The sequence below is a fragment of the Streptomyces formicae genome (genome assembly GCF_002556545.1).
Taxonomy (GTDB): Bacteria; Actinomycetota; Actinomycetes; order Streptomycetales; family Streptomycetaceae; genus Streptomyces; species Streptomyces formicae_A.
Genome location: NZ_CP022685.1, coordinates 8800743 through 8820590 on the forward strand (window position 1 = coordinate 8800743; position 19848 = coordinate 8820590).

Consider the following 19848-nt stretch of genomic DNA (forward strand, 5'->3'; position numbering starts at 1 on the left):
TCGCTATACCCAAAACCCTCAGGGGCGTTCGCACAAGAGTGCCCCTAAGGCCGTTTTCGCACCGGGAATTGAGTTGTGCCGCCCGCCACGCGGAGCTCACCATGCGTTCATGAACGACAACGGGGCACGGACATGAGCGCCCGGCTGCGCGCACAGGCGCAGGAGACGGAACAGATCGTCGCGGCGGGGGAGTACACCACGGGGAGCGGCCGCACGGTGGCGATCGCCGACGCCGTGGCCGCGGCCCGCGAGGGAACCCGGATCTTCGGTCCGGGACCGGTGGACGTCCCGCCGCGCCCGCCCGTGTCCACGCGCTTCGAGGTCACGGCCGAGAGCAGCCTGGAGGCCGCCCGCAGGCTCGTCGGCGCCGAGGACTCCCCGGTCGCGGTGCTCAACTTCGCCTCCGCGCGCAATCCCGGCGGCGGCTACCTCAACGGCGCCCAGGCCCAGGAGGAGGCACTGTGCCGCGCCTCCGCGCTGTACACCTGCCAGCTGCGGGCCCGCGCGTTCTACGACCACCACCGCGCCGAGCGCGACCCCTTCTACAGCGACCGCGTCGTGTACTCGCCGGGCGTCCCCGTCTTCCGCGACGACCGAGGAGCCCTGCTCGACACGCCGTACACGGTCGGCTTCCTCACCTCCGCCGCGCCGAACGCCGGAGTGATCAGGCGTCAGGCGCCCGAGCGCGCCGCGCTGATCCCCGCGGCCGTCGCGGCCCGCGCGGAGCGCGTCCTGGAGACGGCCGCCGCCCAAGGCCACCGCCGTCTGGTGCTCGGCGCGTGGGGCTGCGGCGTCTTCATGAACGACCCGGCCCACGTCGCGAACGCGTTCAAGGAACTGCTCGGCCCGGGCGGCCGCTTCCACGGACACTTCGCGCACGTCGTCTTCGGGGTGCTCGACCGTACGAAGGGCGCGGTGACCCGAGGCGCCTTCGAGACGGCGTTCGCGGACGTGGGCCCGGCGGGTCAACGCCAGCCGTAACGCTCCCTCAGACGGCGTACGACGAGGTCGAACCGCATCCGGTCGAGCGCGCACGCCTCACGCCGCATGCCCCGCTCGTGCACCCGGAGCACCCGGTCGACGTCCACCCACGACTCGCGTCCCTCACGGTCCCACGGCCCTGTGCCCATCGGCACCCAGTCGCCCTCGCCGTCGTGGCGCTTGCTCGACAGCTGCACGGCCAGGAGCGTGCCCGACGCCTCGCGGGCGACCACGAGAACCGGACGGTCCTTGCCGCGCCCGTCGTTCTCCTCGAAGGGCACGAACGTCCAGACGATCTCGCCGGGATCGGGGTCGCCGTCGTGCTCCGGCGCGTACTCGGTGCGGACGCGGCCCACCTGGTGCGGCGCGACCTCGGTGGTCGCGGTGGTGCCGGAGCGTCCCGGCGAGGCGGACATGTGCGGATCATCGATGGAAGCAGTCACACGGGTCACCGTAGGACCTGACCGGCCCAATCCGCAGAGCGGGTCCGCCGGATGACCCGCAGGCTCGGTGCATGCCGCTTCGACACACACGCCGCTCCCGGGTCCTCGTCGTCCTCGCCGTGGCGGGCTCCGCGCTCGCCGCCGTTCCCGCCGCCACCGGCTCGTCCCCGCCCTCGCCCCCACCCGCGCACGCCGCCCCGCCGCTGCGCACCGCCTCCGCCTGGCTGCCCTACTGGAACCAGGACGCCGCCTTCAAGAGCGCCCTGCGCCACAAGGACCAGCTGCACACCGTCAGCCCCTTCTGGTACCAGGCCAAGTCCGCCGGGCGTGTCGCCGCGCACTCCGGCGCGGGCGACCGGCGTGTCGTGGACGGACTGCACCGGGCGGGCATCAAGGTCGTGCCCACCGTCATGGAGACCATGGCACCCGGCGCCCTCGCCGCCGTCGTCACCGATCCGGGCCACCGCGCCACCCACATCAAGGAACTGCTCAGAACCGTGCGCCTGGGCGCCTACGACGGCCTCGACCTCGACTACGAGACCATCGCGCCGACCGGCGACGCCGCGTACAAGAAGGTCCGCGACGGCTACGCCACGATGGTCACCGACCTCTGCCGCCGCCTGCACGCCCTGCGCAAACAGTGCGTCATCACGGTCTCCCCGAAGACCGCGGGCACCGGCCGCGTCTGGGACTACCAGCGGCTCGGCAGGGCCGCCGACCGGCTGCGCGTCATGGCGTACAACCTGCACTGGGCCGAGGGCCGCCCGGGACCGCTCTCCACACCCGCCTGGTACGAGGACATCCTGCGCCGCGCCACCCGCGAAGTGCCGCGCCGCAAGCTGGAGATGGGGCTGCCCGCCTACGGCTGGGACTGGGCCGTCGGCAAGCGGGACCGGGCCAGGCACGTCACCTCCGTCGAGGCGGAGGCCCTGCGCCGCAAGGTCGGCGCCCCCTACCGCATCGACCCCGCGTCCCGCACGCCCCACTTCACGTACGAGGAAGGCGGGACACGCCGGACGGTCTGGTACCAGGACGCGCGGGGCACCGCCGCGCACCTGCCCGCACTGCGCAGGCACCGGGTGACCAACACCGTCCTGTGGGCACTCGGCTTCGAGGACCCGGCGCTCTGGCGGGTCCTCGCGCGCGGCTGAACCGCCTCACGGCGCCGGTGCCGAGTCGGGGACCGGCGTGGGCCACCGCTCGTACCAGCGCTGATCGTCCTCCAGTTGGGCGGCCAGCGAGATCAGGAGCGGCTCGCTGCCCGCGGGCCCGAGCAGCTGCGCGCCCACCGGGAGGCCGCCGGGTGTGTGTCCCGCGGGCACGTTGACGCCCGGCCAGCCGAGGACGTTCCACGGCCACGCGTACGGGCAGGCCGCGATCATCGCCCGGTCGGTGCGCCAGCCGTTCATGGTGGCCAGGGTGCCGACGCGCGGCGGGGGAGTGGCCGTCGTCGGCGCGATCACCACGTCGTACGCCGAGAAGACGGCGCCCACCCTGCGGTGCAGCGCCGCCTCGGCGCGCCGGGCCAGCTTCAACGGGGCGCCGCCCAAGAGCCGCCCCATGCGGGCGGCTTCACGCGTGCGCGGGTCCAGGAGCGAAGGATCGGGGACGTGCCGTGTCCACTCGGCGATGCCCGCCGTGGCGCGCGGCACGAAGGCGAGCCCGATCTGCCCGTAGCGCGGATCGGCCGCCGACACGTCGTGCCCGAGCGCGGCGAGCCGCTCCGCGAGCGCCACCACCCGGTCCCGCACCACGGGGTGCAGCCGCTTGGCCGTCGCCGTGAACGGCATGCGCAGGGAGAGCGCGACGCGCAGCCGCCCCGGATCGCGCGTCGCCGCCTCCGCGGCGCGCACGGCGGGCGGCCGGTGCAGGTCCCCCGCGTGGTTGCCGCTCGCCGCGTCCAGGAGCAGGGCGGCGTCCGCGACGGTCCTCGCCAGCGGGCCGTTGACCGTGATGCCCTGGAACGCCTCGGCCCACGGCCACGTCGATATCCGCCCGCGCTGCGGCTTGATCCCCACCAGATGCGTCCAGGCCGCGGGGATGCGCACCGAGCCCGCGCCGTCCGAGCCGAGCGCGGCGGGCACCAGCCCCGCGGCCACCGCGGCAGCCGAGCCGCCCGAGGAACCACCGGGCGTGTGAGAGGAGTTCCACGGATTGCGGGTGTCACCGAACCCGGGCCCCTCGGTGAACGGCCACTGCCCCAGCTCGCAGCTGTTCGTCTTGCCGACGAGCACGGCCCCGGCAGCCCGCAGCCGGCGTACCGCCTCCGAGTCCCGCAGCTTCGGCGGGAACTCGCCCCTGCACCCGAACGCGGTCGGCTCGCCCGCGATGTCCATGTCGTCCTTCACGGCCAGCGGCACCCCGAGCAGCGGCCGCCCGGGAAAGGGGCCGCCCGCCGCCAACTCCCGGTCGGCGGCGTCCGCCTCGGCGAGCGCGGCCTCGGCCCGCACCAGCTTGAAGGCGTTGAGGACGGGCTGCGCCGCCTCGATCCTGGCCAGCGTCCGCTCGGTCAGCGCACGCGAGGACACCTCTCCCTCGGCCAGCGCGCGGGCGGTGCGCGCCAGGCCATCGGCACGGTCGGCAGTCATGTGGGGGGCACCTTCGGTCGACGACGGGTGCCCGCACGTTAACCGGCGAGTAGGCCAACGGGGAACGCGCCCAGGGAAGTTGCGCGCCCGGCTCCGCCCGACCACGCCCCGCCGCCCGCCTGCGGGCGCCCCTTCCCGGTCTGCGAAGATGCCCATGTCATGGTGCAGATACCGAACCAGCAGCCAGCGCAGCGCTCCGTGCCGACGAGCGCCGACGTCGCACGCCTGGCGGGGGTCTCCCGCGCCACCGTCTCGTACGTCCTCAACAACGCCAGCGCCGTCCGCATCAGCGAGCCCACCCGCCGCCGCGTGCACGATGCGGCCAGGGAACTGGGGTACGTCCCGCACGCCGCCGCCCGCAGCCTGCGCGCCGGGCACAGCCGCATGGTGCTCATGCCCACGTCGGAGATCCCGATGGGACTCCTGTTCAGCCAGTTCTTCAATGAGCTGCAGTGGGCGCTCAGCCGCCTGGACTACACCGTCGTGCAGTATGCGAGCCTCGGCATGACCGGCGAGGACGCCGCGCGCGCCTGGGCCGAGCTGCGTCCGGTTGCCGTGCTCGCGCCCGACGCGTCCGCGCTCGGGCCCCGGGGCGTGACGGTCCTCAAGCGCTCGGGCGCCAAGGCGGTCTTCACGCTCGGACCGCAGCGGGTGGAGGGCGCGCACGCGCTCCTGATGGACGGACGCAGGGTGGGCGAGGCCGCCGCCCTGCACTTCCTAGCGCGCGGGCGGCGCCGCATCGGCGCGATAGTCCCGGCGGAGGCCGGGCTCGAGATGTTCTGGCAGCCGCGCGTGCAGGGCATGCGCGAGGCGGTCGAGGCGGCGGGGAGCACGAGCGCCGCCGTCACCGAACTCTCCCTCGCCTACAGCGAGGAATCGGCCGCGCGGCTCGCGGCACGCTGGCGCGACCTCGGCGTCGACGCCGTCTTCGCGTACAACGACGAGTACGCGATGCTGCTGATGCGGGCGTTGCAGGACGAAGGCATCGACGTGCCGGGCGACACGGCCGTCATCGGCTCCGACGACCTGATGCTCGGCAGACTCCTGCGCCCCCGGCTCAGCACCGTCCGCATCGAGCTGCCGTCCGGGCGCAGCCTGGCCGAACTCGTCGACCGCGTGGTGCGGGACCCGGGGGCCGAACCCGAGGTGCACGACGTCCTCGGAGCGGACGTCGTGCACCGCGAGTCGAGCTGACGCTCCGGTCCCGGCTCACTGCTCCTGCGGCTTGGCCTGCTCCTCGGCGACCTGGCGGCGGACCTCGTCCATGTCCAGCTTCCTGGCCTGCCCGATGACGTCCGTAAGAGCCTCGGCGGGGAGCGCGCCGGGCTGGGCGAACACCGCGACCTGATCACGGATGATCATCAGGGTCGGAATGGACTGGATGTTGAACGCGGCGGCCAGCTCGGGCTGGGCCTCCGTGTCGACCTTGGCGAAGACCAGGTCGGGGTTGTCCTCCGCCGCCTTCTCGTAGACGGGGGCGAACTGACGGCACGGCCCGCACCACGACGCCCAGAAGTCGATCAGGACGAATCCGTTGTCCGTGACCGTCTGGTCGAAGTTCTCCTTGGTGAGCTCCACGGTCGAGCTGCTCATGGTGTTTCCCTACTTCCTGATATCGGGCGTAGCCGCTGTGCACAACCGCCGGTGGGACGGACGTATTCCGACCGTCCCACGCGCGGGAGTTCCCGCGCGCGACACCGGGGGCGTTCCGCGCGCGTACCCGTGTGGCCACGGCGCACACCTGCGGAGAGACTGTGCTTATGACGGATGCCATCACGTACGACGTAGTAGTCATCGGAGCGGGCCCCGTGGGGGAGAACGTCGCGGACCGGGCCAGGGCCAACGGGCTCAGCGCCGCGATCGTGGAGAGCGAACTCGTGGGCGGGGAGTGCTCGTACTGGGCGTGCATGCCGAGCAAGGCCCTGCTGCGCCCCGTGATCGCCCGCGCCGACGCCCGCCGCACCCCCGGCCTGCGGCAGGCCGCGCAGGGCCCCCTCGACACGGCGGAGGTGCTCGCCCACCGCGACGACTACACCTCGCACTGGAAGGACGACGGCCAGGTCGGCTGGCTGGAGGGCGTCGGCGTCGACCTGTACCGAGGGCACGGTCGCATCGCGGGCACCCGCAAGGTCACGGTCACCGGACAGGACGGCACCGAGCGCACCCTGGAGGCCCGCCACGCGGTCGCCGTCTGTACCGGCACCCGCGCGGCGCTGCCCGACCTGCCGGGGCTCGCCGACGTCAAGCCCTGGACCAGCCGCGAGGCGACCAGCGCGGACCGGGTGCCGGGGCGCCTGCTCGTGGTGGGCGGGGGAGTCGTCGCCGTGGAGATGGCCACGGCCTGGCAGGCGCTCGGCTCCGAGGTGACGGTCCTGGTGCGCGGCGGCGGCCTGCTGCCCCGCATGGAGCCCTTCGCCGGTGAGCTGGTGCGCGAGGCGCTCACCGAGGCGGGCGCGCGGGTCCGCGACGGCGTGTCCGTGACGGCCGTGCGCCGCGAGGACGGCACGGTGCGGGCGACCCTGGACAATGGCGAGACCCTCGAAGCCGACGAGATCCTGTTCGCCACGGGCCGCGCGCCGCGCACCGACGACATCGGCCTGGAGACGGTGGGCCTCGAACCCGGCTCGTGGCTGCCCGTCGACGAGAGCCTGCGGGTCGAGGGCAGCGACTGGCTGTACGCGGTGGGCGACGCGAACCACCGCGCGCTCCTCACCCACCAGGGCAAGTACCAGGCCCGCATCGCGGGCGCCGCGATCGCCGCCCGCGCCCAGGGGGTGCCGCTCCTGGAGATCGACCGCTGGGGCGCCCACGCGGCCACCGCCGACCACGCCGCGATCCCCCAGGTCGTCTTCACCGACCCCGAGGCGGCGTCGGCGGGCCTGACCCTCGCCGAGGCGGAGGCGGCGGGCCACCGCGTCCGGGCGGTCGACTACGACATGTCGGGCGTGGCGGGCGCGGGCCTCTACGCCGACGGCTACCGGGGCAAGGCGCGCATGATCGTCGACCTCGACCGCGAGGTCCTCCTCGGCGTCACGTTCGTCGGCCCGGGCGTGGGCGAACTCATCCACTCGGCGACCGTCGCGGTGGCGGGCGAGGTCCCGATCGACCGCCTCTGGCACGCGGTCCCCTCCTACCCGACGATCAGCGAGGTGTGGCTGCGGCTGCTTGAGACGTACCGGGGCTGAGCGGCTAGCCTGGAGCGAGCGGCGCTCCCCACCGGGCGCCGCGCGGCGGTGGGGCCCGCCGTACCCGAACCGCGGCACGCACGCCGCCGACGGTCCCTACTTGCGAACGAGTGCGCCCGGGCACGGGCGACGCGAGTAGGAGGCACATGCCCAGGCAAGACCCGCGGCCCGCGGCGGTGGACGCACCCATGGACCCCGACGTCGACCTGTCCGTGCCCGCGGAGCGGGGCGGGCTGACGCGCGGGCAGGGCGGCGTCCTCGCGGCGGTCTCCGTCGGCGGCGCGATCGGCGCCAGTGCCCGCTACGCCGCGTCGCTCCACTGGCCGGTGGCCCCCGGCGGCTTCCCCTGGGCCACCCTCGCGGTGAACGCCGTCGGCTGCGCGCTGATCGGCGTCCTGATGGTCCTCGTCACCGAAGTGTGGACGCCCCACCGTCTGGTGCGGCCCTTCCTCGGCACGGGGGTGCTCGGCGGCTTCACCACGTTCTCGACGTACACGGTGGACATCGAGCGTCTGCTCAGCGGCGGCTACGCCCGCACGGGCCTGGCCTACCTCGCCCTGACGCTGCTCGCGGCCGTGGCCGCCGTATGGGGCGCGGTGCGGGTGACGCGCCGCCTGACTCGCCGCCTCACCGAGGGGAGGGGGCGATGAACTGGCTGCTCGTCGTCGCGGGCGCGCTGATCGGCGCCCCGCTGCGCTATCTGACGGACCGGGCGGTGCAGGCCCGGCAGGGCACGGCCTTCCCCTGGGGAACCCTCACCGTGAACGTCGTGGGCTGTCTGATCCTCGGCGTCGTCACGGGAGCGGTGGCGGCGGGCGCCGCCTCCCCGCACACCCAGCTCCTCCTCGGCACCGGCCTGTGCGGCGCCCTCACGACGTACTCGACCTTCTCGTACGAGACGCTGCGCCTGGCCGAGGAGGGCGCGGGGTTCTCCGCGGTGGCCAACGCGGTCGGCAGCGTCGCCGCGGGCCTCGGCGCTGCCTTCGTCGGGGTGGCCGTCGCCGAGGCCCTGTGGCTCTGACGTACGCGGCTACCTCAGATGGTTCAGCAGGCCGTCGAGCGCCGCGGTCAGGGACGCGGAATTCGACGCGTCGAACCACGTCGTGCGGATGCGCTCGTTGCTGCCCTTCGGGGTCTCGTGGTCGCCCGCGAGCTGCGTGAGCGAGCGGGTGTCGTCGCCCAGGGAGCGCCCGACGCCCTGGAAGAGGCCGCGGACATAGCGGGCGGCCTCCTCGGCGGGGATGCCCTGGCGCGCCGCCCAGTCGGCGAGCGTGGCCAGGTACGCGTAGTGGGTGGTCAGCGTGCCCGTCAGGGTGGAGAAGACGCCGAAGTCCGCCTCGTCCGCGACGGGCAGCGCCCCGCCGAGGCGGTCGAAGAGGGTGTCGACGGCCGGGTGCGAGGGACAGGTCACGGTGACGGAGCGGCGCTCGCGCACGGTGGGCAGCGGGATGGTGCGCACCACCGGGGCGTCGGTGCCGAGCGTCCTGCGCAGCTCGTCGATGGCGACCCCGGCCACGGCACTGACCACGATCTTGTCGGCGTCGACGCGGAGTCCGGCGAGGGCCGCGCGGTCCTGGGGACGGACCGCGATGATCACCAGCCGGGAGCGGTCCACCACGTCCTGGTTGTCGGCGCACACCCGCGCGTTCGGATACCGCCGGGCCAGCTCGGCGGCCGTGCGGGCGCCCCTCGGCGAGAGATGAATCTCGGGAGCGTCCGCGACCCCGTCGCTCAGTCCCTCCACGAAGGCTCGGCCCAGCTCGCCCACGCCGATGATCCCGATGCTGCCCACTGCGCCGTCCACTGCGTCTCCTCATCGTCCCGGGTGGTGCCACAGGGGCGCTGGTCAACCCCTTGGCCGGTGTCGCCGGGGTGATCCGTGCGTGCGATTCGGCGACCGAACACGATCTTCGTGCCCGCGTCATCTCTTGGGGGTTGCTTCTGCGAGGCGAATGTGTGGGGCATCTCACCTGACGCAACCGGCGAATTCCACCCGCATGGCTCCGATAACATGATCGAACTCACAACGATCGCCCAGATCGCCGTACAGCACTAGAAATCCATGCTATCTAGCGCAAAAAGTGAGCCATTTCCCAAAAACTAACAAATCGGTCATGGAATTGATATCTAGAGCACCGCGGAACCCTTCGCGAAAAGACAGCAGAAACATGCTCGCCGCGCTGCGCAGGCCGCGAGTGATCCTGTGGACCGTGGCAGCCGTCGTGGCCCTCGGGTTCATGGTCGCGCTGGAGATCGCCGCACGGCACTACGGCGTGCCCGGACCGATCACCAACCAGGCGCGCGAGGTGATCTTCGCGCCCAAGTCCGGGCCGCTGCTGTACGCCAGCATGGGGCTGATGATGGTCGTGCTGACCTGGCGCGAACGGTTCATCGCCATCGGCGTCGCGGTCGGCATAGACGTCGTCTTCTTCCTGGTGCGCTGGGCGGTCGACGCCAAGATGATGTTCGGCAACGGCGCGCTGTGGGTGATCATCGCCTGCGCGGTCATCGCCGTCACGCGGCGCACCGGCAACGAACGCATGCTGCTCCTGAAGGGCGTCGGCCTGGGACTGCTGCTCGTCGCGGGCCGCAAGACCGGTGACACCTGGCTGCTCATCACCTCGAAGACCCGCCCCCTGGTGCTCGACCAGTACGTGGCGACCGCCGATCACGCGCTCGGCAACCCCTCGTGGGTGGTGGGCCGGATCATCAGGGCCACGGGACCCGTCGGCTCCCACGTCCTCGACTGGGTCTACATCCAGCTCGCGGTGGCCGCGGTCGCCGTCGCGGTCTACCAACTGCGCAACGTGGCCAAGGAGCGCCGCTTCCCGACCCACCACCTGGTGCGGACCTTCCTGGTCATCGGCCTGCTCGGCCCCGGCATCTACATGATCTTCCCGGTGGTCGGACCGATCTTCGCGTACGGCGGCGACGGCGGACAGTGGGCGGTGGCCAACCTGTGGCCGGACACCCCGCCGCCGATGAACCTCCCGCAGCACATGCCGTTCAACGAGATCACCCCGCGCAACTGCATGCCGAGCCTGCACACCGCGTGGGCCACCGTGATCTTCATCCACTCCCGCAGAGGCCCGCGCGTGCTGCGGTACGGCGGCACGTTCTGGCTGATCGCCACGCTCGGCGCGACGCTGGGCTTCGGCTACCACTACGGCGCGGACATCGTCGCCGGTGTGGTGTTCACGCTCACGATCGAGTCCGCCCTGCGCGCGTACGACCGAGGCTGGGAGCGGTCGAACGTCCAGCTGGTCGCCCACGGCGCGGTCGTCTTCACCGCGCTCCTGGTCTCGTACCGCTACCTGCCCGCGCAGATGGCCGACTACCCGTGGCTCTTCGGCCCGCTGATCATCCTGTCGATGGTCTCGGTGATATACGGCTACATGCGGCTCAACAGGGTGTGGGAGCCGAAGGCCGTACCGGCCCTCAAGCCGGAACCGCAGCCCGAACTCGTCTGAGTCGACCTCGTCGGAGTCGACGCGGGCGCCGCGCCGCGTGAGCGGGGCGGCGCCCGCGTCAGGCGGCGGGCGCCCGGCGGGCCAGGGCGGACCTGTAGCCGCGGCGCACCGCACGCACGCGGGCCCCCGCCCAGGCCCGCACCCCGGCACGGGCGCGCCGGAACGCGCGCCCGTGCCGCGTCGCCCGCAGCTCGGCGAAGAGGGCCTCGTGCCGCCGTACGATCGGTTCCGGATCGAAGCGGTGGGCGCTGCGCAGCGCGGCCTTGCCCATCTCCCGGCGCCGGGGCGCGTCCTCGATCAGCTCCACGATCGCCTTGGCGAGCGCGTGGCCGTCGCCGGTCGGCACGAGGCGGCCGTCGTGCCCGTCCTCGATGATCTCCGCGGGCCCCAGCGGGCAGTCGGTGCTGACCACCGGCACCCCGCAGCGCATCGCCTCGACGAGCGTCATGCCGAAGGACTCGGCATCGGACGCGGAGGCGACCAGGGACGCCTTCCTGAACTCCTTCTCGATCGGCGAGCGCACCCCCATGAGCGTGACGTGCGCGCCGAGCCCGAGCCCGTCGATCATCTCCTGGAGGCCCGCCCGCGCGGGGCCGCCGCCGTAGATCCGCAGCTCCCAGTCGGGGTGCAGCGCCGCGACCGCCGAGAACGCCTCCACCAGCAGATCGAACCGCTTGCCCGGCACCAGACGCCCCGCGGCAGCGACGACCTTCGCCGAACCCTCCGCGGGCACCTCGGCGGGAGCGGGCACGATGTTGGGCACCGCCAGGACCCGGACCCCGGGCAGCGGCATCCGCTTCCGGTAGACGGCCGCGTCCGCCTCCGTGGTGGTCACCACAGCGTCGAGCCCCCGGTAGTGGCGGGCGAGGACGGCCCGCAGCCGCTTGCTGTGCGCGTCGTGGCGCAGGTGCTCCTGGGCGATGCGCAGCGCCCTGCGCGGACCGAAGCGCGCGAGATAGACGTTGATCCCGGGACGGGTGCCGATGACGACGTCCGCGTCGCAGCCGCGCAGGAAGCGCTCCGCGCGCACGTCGTGCAGGCGCGTGTACTGGTGATGGCGCTTGTCGGCCTCGGGGAAGACCGTCGCGGGCTCGGCGAACAGCGGGTCCGCCATGTCCGAACCGCCCACCCGGGTGTCCACGAGCGGTACCAGCGTGATGCGCGGATCCACCGTGAAGCGCGGCGCCTCGCGGTGCCGCGACAGCGAGGCCACCTGGACCTCGTGCCGGTCGGCGAGGGCGGCAGCGAGGTTGAGGGTGGTGCGGATGGTGCCGCCGACGCCGTAGGCGTTGTGCAGCAGAAAGACGACCTTCATGTGGTGCTTTCCCCCTGGTGGAGCGGTGATCCGGTCACCCTGGCACCGCGGGGTAAGCCGGAGGACCGCCGACGGTGAGAGACGGGTAAGAACGCGGGTGAGAGCCCGGTGAGAAGAGGACCCCTCGGCCCCCGGAGGGCGGCAGGGCCCGGTCGGCTTGGCAGACTGGTCGGATGCCCCACACCGTGCTGCTCGCCGAGGACGACCGCGCCATCCGCCATGCCGTCGAGCGCGCGCTGACCCTTGAGGGGTACGAGGTCACGGCCGTCGCGGACGGCATCCAGGCACTCGCCACCGCCCATCGGCAGCCGCCGGACATCCTCGTACTCGATGTGATGATGCCCGGCATCGACGGCCTCCAGGTCTGCCAGGTGCTGCGCGCCGAGGGCAACCGCACGCCGATCCTGATGCTCACCGCCAGGGTGGAGACCGCCGACCGGATCGCCGGGCTCGACGCGGGAGCCGACGACTACGTGGCCAAGCCGTTCGAGATCGAGGAGGTCTTCGCGCGGCTGCGGGCGCTGCTGCGCCGGGTCGACGGGGAAGCGCCCTTCGGCAGGGCGGCGGCGCCGGAGGAGACGGCCGAGCGGGACGAGGCCCCCGCCGCCGCGGCCGACCTGATCACGGCGGCCGACCTCAGGATCGATCCGGGGGCCCGCAGGGTCTGGCGCGGCGGCGTGGAACTCGACCTCACCCGCACGGAGTTCGACCTCCTCGAGCTGCTCGCCCGCAACACCGGCATCGTCCTCGACCACACGGCGATCTACGACCGGATCTGGGGCTACGACTTCGGGCCCAGCTCCAAGAACCTCGCGGTGTACGTCGGCTACCTGCGCCGCAAGCTGGACGTCGTCGCGGGCGCGGCCCCGCTCATCCACACCGTGCGGGGCGTGGGATACGTCCTGAGGGAGTCCTGAGCCCGGCCATGCGCGCCTTCTCCTTCCGCCGGGGTCCGCGCGGCTCGCGCCGCTCGCGCACGAGCCTGCGCACGACCTTCGCCGCCTCGTTCGCGGCGGTCGCCGCCGGGGTCACGCTCCTCGTCGGCCTGCTCAGCTACGACGCGGCGGCACAACTGGTGCGCAGGGACCAGCAGTCGGTCTTCGCCGAGGTCGTCGGAGACCTGCGCTCCCAGGTCCGCCACCGGAGCCTGGACACCGAGGACTACGCCACCGGGGACCTCGACCACGACGGGCTGCGCGACGATCTGACCAGGCCCACCCGCGCCGACGTCCAGGTGCTCGCGGCGGGCGGCCGGATCCTCGACCGGGGGAGCCGCGCGCTGCCGGTCGACGCGGCGGAACGCGCGATCACGACCGACCCGGAGCCGGGCAAGGTGGCGCGGCGCGACATCGAGATCGACGGCGAGGACTACCGCCTGGCGACGGTCGCGCTCGGCGGCGGCAGGGGCGCGGTGCAGGTGGCGCAGCAGTTCAGCGACACCGAGGACCTCCTGAAGGACCTCCAGGACCGCACGCTCCTCTTCGCCCTCCTGGTGGTGGTCTCCGCGGGCCTCTTCGGCTGGTGGCTCGCCCGCCGCATCACCGGACGTCTCGTCCGCCTCGCGTACGCGGCGGAGGGCGTCGCCGCCACCGGCCGGGTCGACATCCAGGTGCCGGTCGTCGGGCGCGACGAGGTGGGCAGGCTGGGCCGGTCCTTCGATCACATGCTGGGGCGGCTCGCCAAGGCCGAGGACGACCAGCGCCGCCTGGTCCAGGACGCGGGGCACGAGCTGCGCACGCCGCTCACCTCGCTGCGTACGAACATCTCCCTGCTGCACCGCATCGACGAACTGCCGCCGGGCGCGCGGGCTGAACTGGTCGCCGACCTGGCCGAGGAGTCCCGCGAACTGACCGATCTGGTCAACGAGTTGGTCGACCTCGCCGCGGGCCGTCCGGACGACGAGCGGACCGAGGAGCTGACGCTCGCCGACGTGGCGCGCGAGGCGGCGGCCGTGGCGGGGCGCCGCACCGGCCGCACGATCACCCTGCGGGCCGATGGCCCGCAGGTCTTCGAGGGGCGGCCCGCCGCGCTGCAGCGCGCCGTCACCAACCTCCTGGAGAACGCGGCCAAGTTCGACCGAGGGGGCACCGCGCCCATCGAGATCGTCGTCGAGGGGCGCCGCGTCACGGTCCTCGACCGCGGTCCCGGCATCGCCGCCGACGACCTGGCCCACGTCTTCGACCGCTTCTACCGCGCCCCGGGCGCCAGGGGCCTGCCGGGCTCGGGCCTCGGCCTCTCCATCGTGCGGGAGGTCGCCACCAGGCACGGCGGCACGGTCTTCGCCGAGGCGCGGCCGGGCGGGGGAGCCGCCCTGGGGTTCGAGGTGGGGTCCGGGGCGGTGGACGGCGGAAGGGCCTCCGGCAGGGCATGACGAAGGGGCCTCCGGCGGGAGCGGGGCGATGTCGCCCCGCCCCTCCGCCAGAGGCCCCGGTCGACCTGTCGCTCAGACCTGCGGCAGGTCACCGCTCAGCGCCGCGGCCATCCGCAGGTGCGGGGTCGCGTCCGCCTGCCTGCCCTGGCGCTCCAGGGTGCGGCCCAGCATCAGTCGGGCGTAGCTCTCGACCGGGTCGAGCGCGACGACCTTGAGCAACTCGGTCTCGGCGCGCCGCAGTTGCGCCGAGTGGTAGTAGGCGCGCGCCAGGAGCAGACGCGGGGCGACCTGCTCGGGCACCTCGTCGGCCAGGGCGTCGAGGATCCGCGCCGCCGTGGCGTACTCCTTGGCGTCGAAGAACTGCCGCGCGCGCTCCCAGCGCTCCGCCGCGGTCCCGTGGTCGTAGTAGGTCATTTCCATGATCTGCTCCACTGTCTGCCTCCTTCAGTGGGCTGCAACGACGCCTAGTAGTTGAATATTCCACGATGTCTACGAGCGCACTACGTAGCAGCCGTCCTTAGGCGGGCGCCCGTTGAATGCCGCCACACCTCGCTCCTGCGCCCCCGTGGCCACGGCGTACCAGGGAACCCGAAGCTCACCGCATCACGAAGTTCACTCTGGAGCGCACCATGCCCTACGAAGAGAATTCCGGAGACGATGAAGTCGCCCTGGCGAGGCGACGTCTGGACCAGCTCGACCAGCAGATCATCCGCGTCGTGAAGGAACGCGTGTCGTTCTCGGCGCTCGTCCAGTCGACCCGCATCGCCCACGGCGGCTGCCGGACCGACAGCACCCGCGAGAACGTCGTCATCGGCCGTTACCTGGACGGCCTCGGCCCGGCGGGCCGGGACATCGGCCTGAGCCTGCTGAGGCTGTGCCGGGGCAGGGACCCCGCGCCCACGGCCGCGCGCGGCCGTGGGCGGACCCGCAGGGCCTTCCTGGGGCCTGCCGCTTCGGTGTCCCACCAGGCAGCCGAGGCGTGGCCGGGACCGCCCGGCGCGGAGCTGCTGCCGGTGGACTCCTTGGAGGAGGCCGTGGCGGGGCCGGGGGAGGGGGTGGCGGAGGAGTCCGTCGTACCGCTGGAGAACAGCGTCTCGGGGCCGGTCCACGACACCCTGTTCGCGCTCGCCGCCACCGAAGGCGTGACCGTGGCGGGGCAGGCGCGCCTCCCCGTGAACTGGGTGCTGGCCGCGGCCCCTGGCACGGACCTCACCAGCATCGACACCGTGGCAAGCCACCCGCACGCCCTCGCGCAGACCAAGCGGTGGCTCACCGGCGTACTCCCTCGGGCCGCCCGCACGAGCACGTCCTCCACGTCCCGTTCGGCGGCAGGACTGTTGCGGCCGGACGCCCCGTACGAAGCCGTCATCTGCACCCGGCAGGCGGCCGAGCACTACCGCCTGCGCGTTCTCGCGTGCCCGGAACGGGCCCGGACCCCGGTGACCCGCTTCGTTCTCGTGCGGCCCACGGCCGCGCCGCCCGCCCCGACCGGCAACGACGTCACGAGCGTGGTGCTCACCGCGTCCGCCGGGGCCCTGACCGGGATCCTGGAGTGCCTGACACAGGAGCGGGCGGAGATCCTCGGCCTGCACGCGCTCCCCGCCGGAGAGGCGTCCCGGCTGCTCTGGCTCGACGTCCGCGGCCACGCGACCGACGCGCACATGCTGCACGTCCTGAGCGCCCTGCACGAACACTGCGAGCGCCTGCGCGTGGCGGGGACCTATCCCGCCGCCGCTCCCCACGACCATCAGGAGCCCTGATGCCGACCCCCGTACCCCCCGCCTCCACACCCCCCACCGGCGACCCGTCCACCGACATCACCGGCGCCGAACTCGTGCTCCGCGTCCTGAGGGACGAGGGCGTGCGCCACGTCTTCGGCAATCCCGGCACCACCGAACTGCCCCTGATCCAGCGGTTGGCGAGCCAGCGCGACATCCAGTACGTGCTCGCGCTGCAAGAGGCGTCGGCGGTGGCCATGGCCGACGGCCACGCACGCGTCACAGGACGACCGGCGTTCGTCAACCTGCACGCGGCCGCCGGGCTCGGCAACGGCATGGGCGCGCTGACCAACGCGGCCGCCGCGCGGGTTCCCCTCGTGGTCACGGCCGGACAACAGGATCTGCGGCACCTCATCCACGAACCCGTCCTCGCCGGTGATCTGACGGGTCTGGCCCGGGCGACCGTCAAGTGGTCCCACGAGGTGAGCACCCGCACCGAGCTCGGCACGGCCCTGCACCAGGCGTTCCGCATCGCCCAGGCGCCGCCCGCGGGGCCGGTGTTCCTCTCCCTGCCGATGAACCTGCTCGACGAAGTGGGCCCGCCGCCGCCGCGGCGCACCACGATCCGCTACGCCGCCGCGGCCCCCGTCGGCGACCTCGCCAAACTCCTCAACGAGACACCGCGCGACGACATCGCGCTGGTCTTCGGCGACGAACTCGCGCGCCTCGCGCCCGCCGAGGGTCTCGCGCTCGCGGAGCGGCTCGGGACGCCCGTGTGGGGCACCGGCTGGCCCGCCACCAACCCCTTTCCCACGCGGCATCCGCTGTGGCGCGGGTACCTGCCCACCCATGTGCCGGGCATCCGCGAGGCCCTTGCCCCGTACCGCCTGGTCGTCATCGCCGGGGCGCAGCCGTTCTCCCTCTACTATCCGTACGCCCCCGGGCCGCTGCTCAGCGACCGCACCCAGGTCGCCCAGATCACCGAAGACCCCTCGGCGCCGGGGCGCGACACTCCCGTCGACATGGCCTTGCACGGCCAACTGCGGCCCACCCTGCGTGAGTTGCTCGACTCGCTGCCCTCCGAGGGGGAAGCCGGGTACGCGTCGCAGGACCCGTCGCGGCACGGCCCCGAGCTGCCCGCGCTCGATCTCCCCTCCCTGGCCCGCGTGTTGGCGGCCACGCTCCCCGACGGCGCCATCGTGTGCGACGAGGCCCCACAGGCGGCCCGCCACATCCGCGCGGCTCTGGACCTGCGGCGCGCCAACCAGTACCAGTGGGTGGCGGGCGGGCTGGGCTGGGCGATGCCCGCGGCCGTCGGCGTCAGTCTGGCGCGCGACCGTGCCGCCGTGCTGTGCACCGTCGGCGACGGCGCGGCGATGTACTGCCCGCAGGCCCTGTGGACCGCGGCGCGCCTGGAACTCCCCATCGGATTCGTGGTCGCGAACAACCGCGAGTACCGGGTCCTCAAGGACAACTGGCGACAGCGCGACCCCCGGCCGCCCCGGCACCTCGGCATGGACCTCGACCGGCCGGCCGTGGACTTCGTCGCGCTGTCCCACTCCATGGGCGTGCCCGCGGGCCGGGCCGGATCGACCGGGGAACTCACCGAGACCTTGACCGACGGCTACCGCACGGGCCGTCCCTTCCTCGTCCAGGTGGACCTGTAGGACCCCGCTCAGCGCTGCCCGCGCCACTCCCTGGCAAGGAGGTAGCCGAGGTAGGCGCCGCCGAGGGCGAGGGTGTAGATGCCCACGGGCAGGTCGTCGAAGAGGGGCAGCTGCTGGGCGGTCAGATCGGCCGCGACCAGGAGCAGCGCGCCCAGGAGCGTGGACAGGACGAGATGCGGTCCGCTGCCGCGGCTGATCCGCTTGGCGATCTGCGGAGCGGTCAGCGAGATGAACGCGATCGGGCCCGCGACGCTCACCGCTCCCGCGGACAGCGCGATGGACAGCAGGACGGCGAGCGTCTTGGTGCGGGCCGGCGCGGCTCCGATGCTGGTGGCCAGGTCGTCGCCCATCTCGCCCATGGCCAGCGGCCGGGCGATCAGGGCGGCCAAGGGGAGCGCCACCGCGAGGACGAGCCAGATGGTGGTGGCGTCGTCCCAGGAGCGGGCGGTGAGGCTTCCGTTGATGTACGCGGTGAGCGAGGTCGCCTTGTCGCGTTCGATCGAGTAGACGACGTACTGGGTGAGCGACGTGGCGATCGCCGCGACGCCGATACCGGCCACGACGAGGCGTCCTGGACTGCGGAACCCGCTGCCCGTGGAGACGTAGACGACGCCCATGGCGACCAGCGCCCCGACGAGCGCCCCCAGGGGGACGGGGACCGTGTCGGGGAACAGCAGGGCGACGGTGGCGGCACCGGCTCCCGCACCCGCGCCCAGGCCGATGACGTCGGGGCTGCCCAGCGGATTGCGGGTGACCGACTGGAACAGGGCGCCCGACAGGCCGAAGGCGGCACCCGTGCCGATCGCGACGACGAGACGGGGCCCGCGCAGCCGGTTGAGCACGAAGGCGTCGATGCCGGACGCGTCGCCGGTCAAGGCCGAGGGCAGATCGGCGAGTTCGATGCCGAGGCGGCCCAGGTGAAGGGTGGCGACGGCGGCGACGGCCAGCAGGACGAGGATGAGCAGAGCGGCGGCCGCGGTCCTGCGGCGTACGGGTATCGCTACCTGTCCGCCGATCCGCAGCGTGGTGCGGCGGGCGGTTCGGGTCGGCCTGGAGTCCGTGGTGGTCATGAGGTCCCCCGCATCTTGCGGACGGCGATCAGCAGGGCCGGAGCGCCGATGAAGGCGGTGACGACCCCGACCATGAGTTCCTGCGGTCGCAGCAGGACACGTCCGACGACATCGGCGAGCAGGACGAGCGACGGGCCGAGGAGCGCCGAGAAGAGCACCTGGAAGCGGAAGTCGGTGCCCACCAGGACCCGTACGAGATGGGGTACGGCCAGGCCGACGAACGCGATCGGTCCGACGGCCGCGGTGGCCGCGGCGCTCAGCAGGGTCGCGGCGAGCAGCCCGGCCGCCTTCACCTGGTGCGGTTTGGTGCCGAGCGAGGTCGCGGTGTCGTCGCCCATCGCCATGGCGTTGAGGCGCGGGCCGAGCAGCGCGGCGATGAGGAGACCGCCCAGGGCGAAGGGCAGCACCGACCGGACGACGTCGAAGTCGCGGCCGCCCAGGGCCCCGACGACCCAGTAGCGGTAGGTCTCGAACACCTTGGGATGGCTCAGCGTCACGGCCTGGATGAACGCGGTGAGCACCGCGGAGAGCACGGCCCCGGCCAGCACGAGCCGGGCGGGACCGCCGAGGCCGCCCGCCGTGCCCAGGGCGTGGACGGCCAGCGCGGTCAGGAACGTGCCGGGCAGTGCCCACCACATGGTGTCGCTCTGTCCGGACGCGCCCAGGTACGCGGTGGCGGCGACGATGCTTGCCGAAGCGCCCGCGTTGATCCCCAACAGGCCCGGCTCGGCCAGCGGGTTGCGGGTGATGCCCTGCATCAGGGTTCCCGCGACGGCCAGGCACGTGCCCGCGAGCACGCCGAGGACGGTGCGCGGGTAGCGGCTCTCGACGACCGTGCGCAGATAGGTGTCGCCACCGCCGCCGAGCACGTCGAAGACGTCGCCGGGGGAGTTGCTGTGGCTGCCGAACATCACGCTCGCCAGCAGGGCGCAGGCCAGCAGCGCGAGGGAGAAGGTCAGGGCGAGGGAGAGCCGGGCCGCGCTCCGCCGGCGTACGCGGACGGAGCGCGGCAACAGGCCGGTGTTCGTGGTCACTTGGGC

Annotated in this window: 19 protein-coding genes; 11 read left to right on the plus strand and 8 right to left on the minus strand. The window is 73.2% G+C overall.

What is annotated here, in order from left to right; translation table 11 throughout:
• Positions 1-132: 132 nt before the first annotated feature.
• The gene (locus tag KY5_RS37815) at positions 133-981 is read left to right on the plus strand and encodes a TIGR02452 family protein (protein WP_098246432.1); all 849 of its coding nucleotides are present in this window, start codon (positions 133-135) and stop codon (positions 979-981) included.
• Here the strand turns inward: KY5_RS37815 and KY5_RS37820 are convergent.
• A complete protein-coding gene (locus KY5_RS37820) occupies positions 966-1397 on the minus strand; it encodes a type II toxin-antitoxin system PemK/MazF family toxin (protein WP_098246433.1) in 432 nt (143 codons plus the stop codon). The two genes, KY5_RS37815 and KY5_RS37820, sit on opposite strands and share 16 nt — an antisense overlap.
• A 98-nt stretch (positions 1398-1495) precedes the next feature.
• Here KY5_RS37820 and KY5_RS37825 point away from each other — a divergent pair, with 98 nt between their 5' ends.
• Complete coding sequence (locus tag KY5_RS37825; protein ID WP_098246434.1) at positions 1496-2575, plus strand: glycosyl hydrolase family 18 protein; 1080 nt, start codon at positions 1496-1498, stop codon at positions 2573-2575.
• Positions 2576-2581: 6 nt separating this feature from the next.
• Here the strand turns inward: KY5_RS37825 and KY5_RS37830 are convergent, their stop codons facing one another.
• Positions 2582-4012 carry an amidase gene (locus KY5_RS37830; RefSeq protein ID WP_098246435.1) on the minus strand — a complete coding sequence of 477 codons (1431 nt, stop codon included), beginning with the start codon at positions 4010-4012 and terminating at the stop codon, positions 2582-2584.
• 159 nt (positions 4013-4171) lie between these two features.
• Here KY5_RS37830 and KY5_RS37835 point away from each other — a divergent pair, with 159 nt between their 5' ends.
• On the plus strand, positions 4172-5206 hold the full coding sequence (locus KY5_RS37835) for a LacI family DNA-binding transcriptional regulator (protein ID WP_098246436.1): 1035 nt from the start codon (positions 4172-4174) through the stop codon (positions 5204-5206).
• Between the two features lie 15 nt (positions 5207-5221).
• On the opposite strand, the gene trxA is transcribed toward KY5_RS37835, so the two are convergent.
• The gene (gene trxA, locus KY5_RS37840; protein ID WP_098246437.1) at positions 5222-5605 is read right to left on the minus strand and encodes a thioredoxin; all 384 of its coding nucleotides are present in this window, start codon (positions 5603-5605) and stop codon (positions 5222-5224) included.
• Positions 5606-5772: 167 nt separating this feature from the next.
• Between trxA and KY5_RS37845 the strand changes: the two genes are divergently transcribed.
• The 3 genes from KY5_RS37845 to crcB all read left to right on the plus strand — a co-directional run bounded on the left by KY5_RS37845 (position 5773) and on the right by crcB (position 8218).
• A complete protein-coding gene (locus KY5_RS37845) occupies positions 5773-7197 on the plus strand; it encodes a dihydrolipoyl dehydrogenase family protein (RefSeq protein WP_418952847.1) in 1425 nt (474 codons plus the stop codon).
• 146 nt (positions 7198-7343) lie between these two features.
• Entirely contained in the window at positions 7344-7847 is a 504-nt protein-coding gene (locus tag KY5_RS37850; protein WP_418952848.1) for a fluoride efflux transporter FluC, read from the plus strand.
• Positions 7844-8218, plus strand: coding sequence for a fluoride efflux transporter CrcB (crcB, locus tag KY5_RS37855; RefSeq protein ID WP_098246440.1), 375 nt, complete (start codon positions 7844-7846; stop codon positions 8216-8218). Before KY5_RS37850 ends, crcB begins: the two co-directional genes overlap by 4 nt.
• Before the next feature lie 9 nt (positions 8219-8227).
• Here crcB and KY5_RS37860 read toward each other — a convergent pair whose 3' ends face one another.
• Positions 8228-9001: an NAD(P)-binding domain-containing protein gene (locus KY5_RS37860; protein WP_234363064.1), complete on the minus strand. Its 774-nt coding sequence runs from the start codon at positions 8999-9001 to the stop codon at positions 8228-8230.
• 364 nt (positions 9002-9365) lie between these two features.
• Here KY5_RS37860 and KY5_RS37865 point away from each other — a divergent pair, with 364 nt between their 5' ends.
• A complete protein-coding gene (locus tag KY5_RS37865) occupies positions 9366-10667 on the plus strand; it encodes a phosphatase PAP2 family protein (RefSeq protein ID WP_098246441.1) in 1302 nt (433 codons plus the stop codon).
• Positions 10668-10725: 58 nt separating this feature from the next.
• Here the strand turns inward: KY5_RS37865 and KY5_RS37870 are convergent, their stop codons facing one another.
• Positions 10726-11982: a glycosyltransferase family 4 protein gene (locus KY5_RS37870; RefSeq protein WP_098246442.1), complete on the minus strand. Its 1257-nt coding sequence runs from the start codon at positions 11980-11982 to the stop codon at positions 10726-10728.
• A 173-nt stretch (positions 11983-12155) separates the two neighbouring features.
• On the opposite strand from KY5_RS37870, the gene KY5_RS37875 reads away from it, so the two are divergent.
• The gene (locus KY5_RS37875; protein ID WP_098246443.1) at positions 12156-12899 is read left to right on the plus strand and encodes a response regulator transcription factor; all 744 of its coding nucleotides are present in this window, start codon (positions 12156-12158) and stop codon (positions 12897-12899) included.
• Between the two features lie 8 nt (positions 12900-12907).
• Positions 12908-14353, plus strand: coding sequence for a sensor histidine kinase (locus KY5_RS37880; protein WP_098246444.1), 1446 nt, complete (start codon positions 12908-12910; stop codon positions 14351-14353).
• 72 nt (positions 14354-14425) lie between these two features.
• On the opposite strand, the gene KY5_RS37885 is transcribed toward KY5_RS37880, so the two are convergent.
• On the minus strand, positions 14426-14773 hold the full coding sequence (locus KY5_RS37885; RefSeq protein WP_098247746.1) for a tetratricopeptide repeat protein: 348 nt from the start codon (positions 14771-14773) through the stop codon (positions 14426-14428).
• Between the two features lie 116 nt (positions 14774-14889).
• Between KY5_RS37885 and KY5_RS37890 the strand changes: the two genes are divergently transcribed.
• Entirely contained in the window at positions 14890-16113 is a 1224-nt protein-coding gene (locus KY5_RS37890) for a chorismate mutase (RefSeq protein ID WP_098246445.1), read from the plus strand.
• Positions 16113-17738, plus strand: a complete 1626-nt coding sequence (locus tag KY5_RS37895; RefSeq protein ID WP_098246446.1) for a thiamine pyrophosphate-binding protein — start codon at positions 16113-16115, stop codon at positions 17736-17738. The genes KY5_RS37890 and KY5_RS37895 overlap by 1 nt, the downstream gene beginning before the upstream one ends.
• Before the next feature lie 8 nt (positions 17739-17746).
• Here the strand turns inward: KY5_RS37895 and KY5_RS37900 are convergent, their stop codons facing one another.
• Together KY5_RS37900 and KY5_RS37905 are read right to left on the minus strand one after the other, a co-directional pair.
• Positions 17747-18808, minus strand: a complete 1062-nt coding sequence (locus KY5_RS37900) for a FecCD family ABC transporter permease (RefSeq protein WP_098246447.1) — start codon at positions 18806-18808, stop codon at positions 17747-17749.
• The gene (locus KY5_RS37905) at positions 18805-19842 is read right to left on the minus strand and encodes a FecCD family ABC transporter permease (protein ID WP_418952849.1); all 1038 of its coding nucleotides are present in this window, start codon (positions 19840-19842) and stop codon (positions 18805-18807) included. Before KY5_RS37905 ends, KY5_RS37900 begins: the two co-directional genes overlap by 4 nt.
• Between the last annotated feature and the right edge of the window lie 6 nt (positions 19843-19848).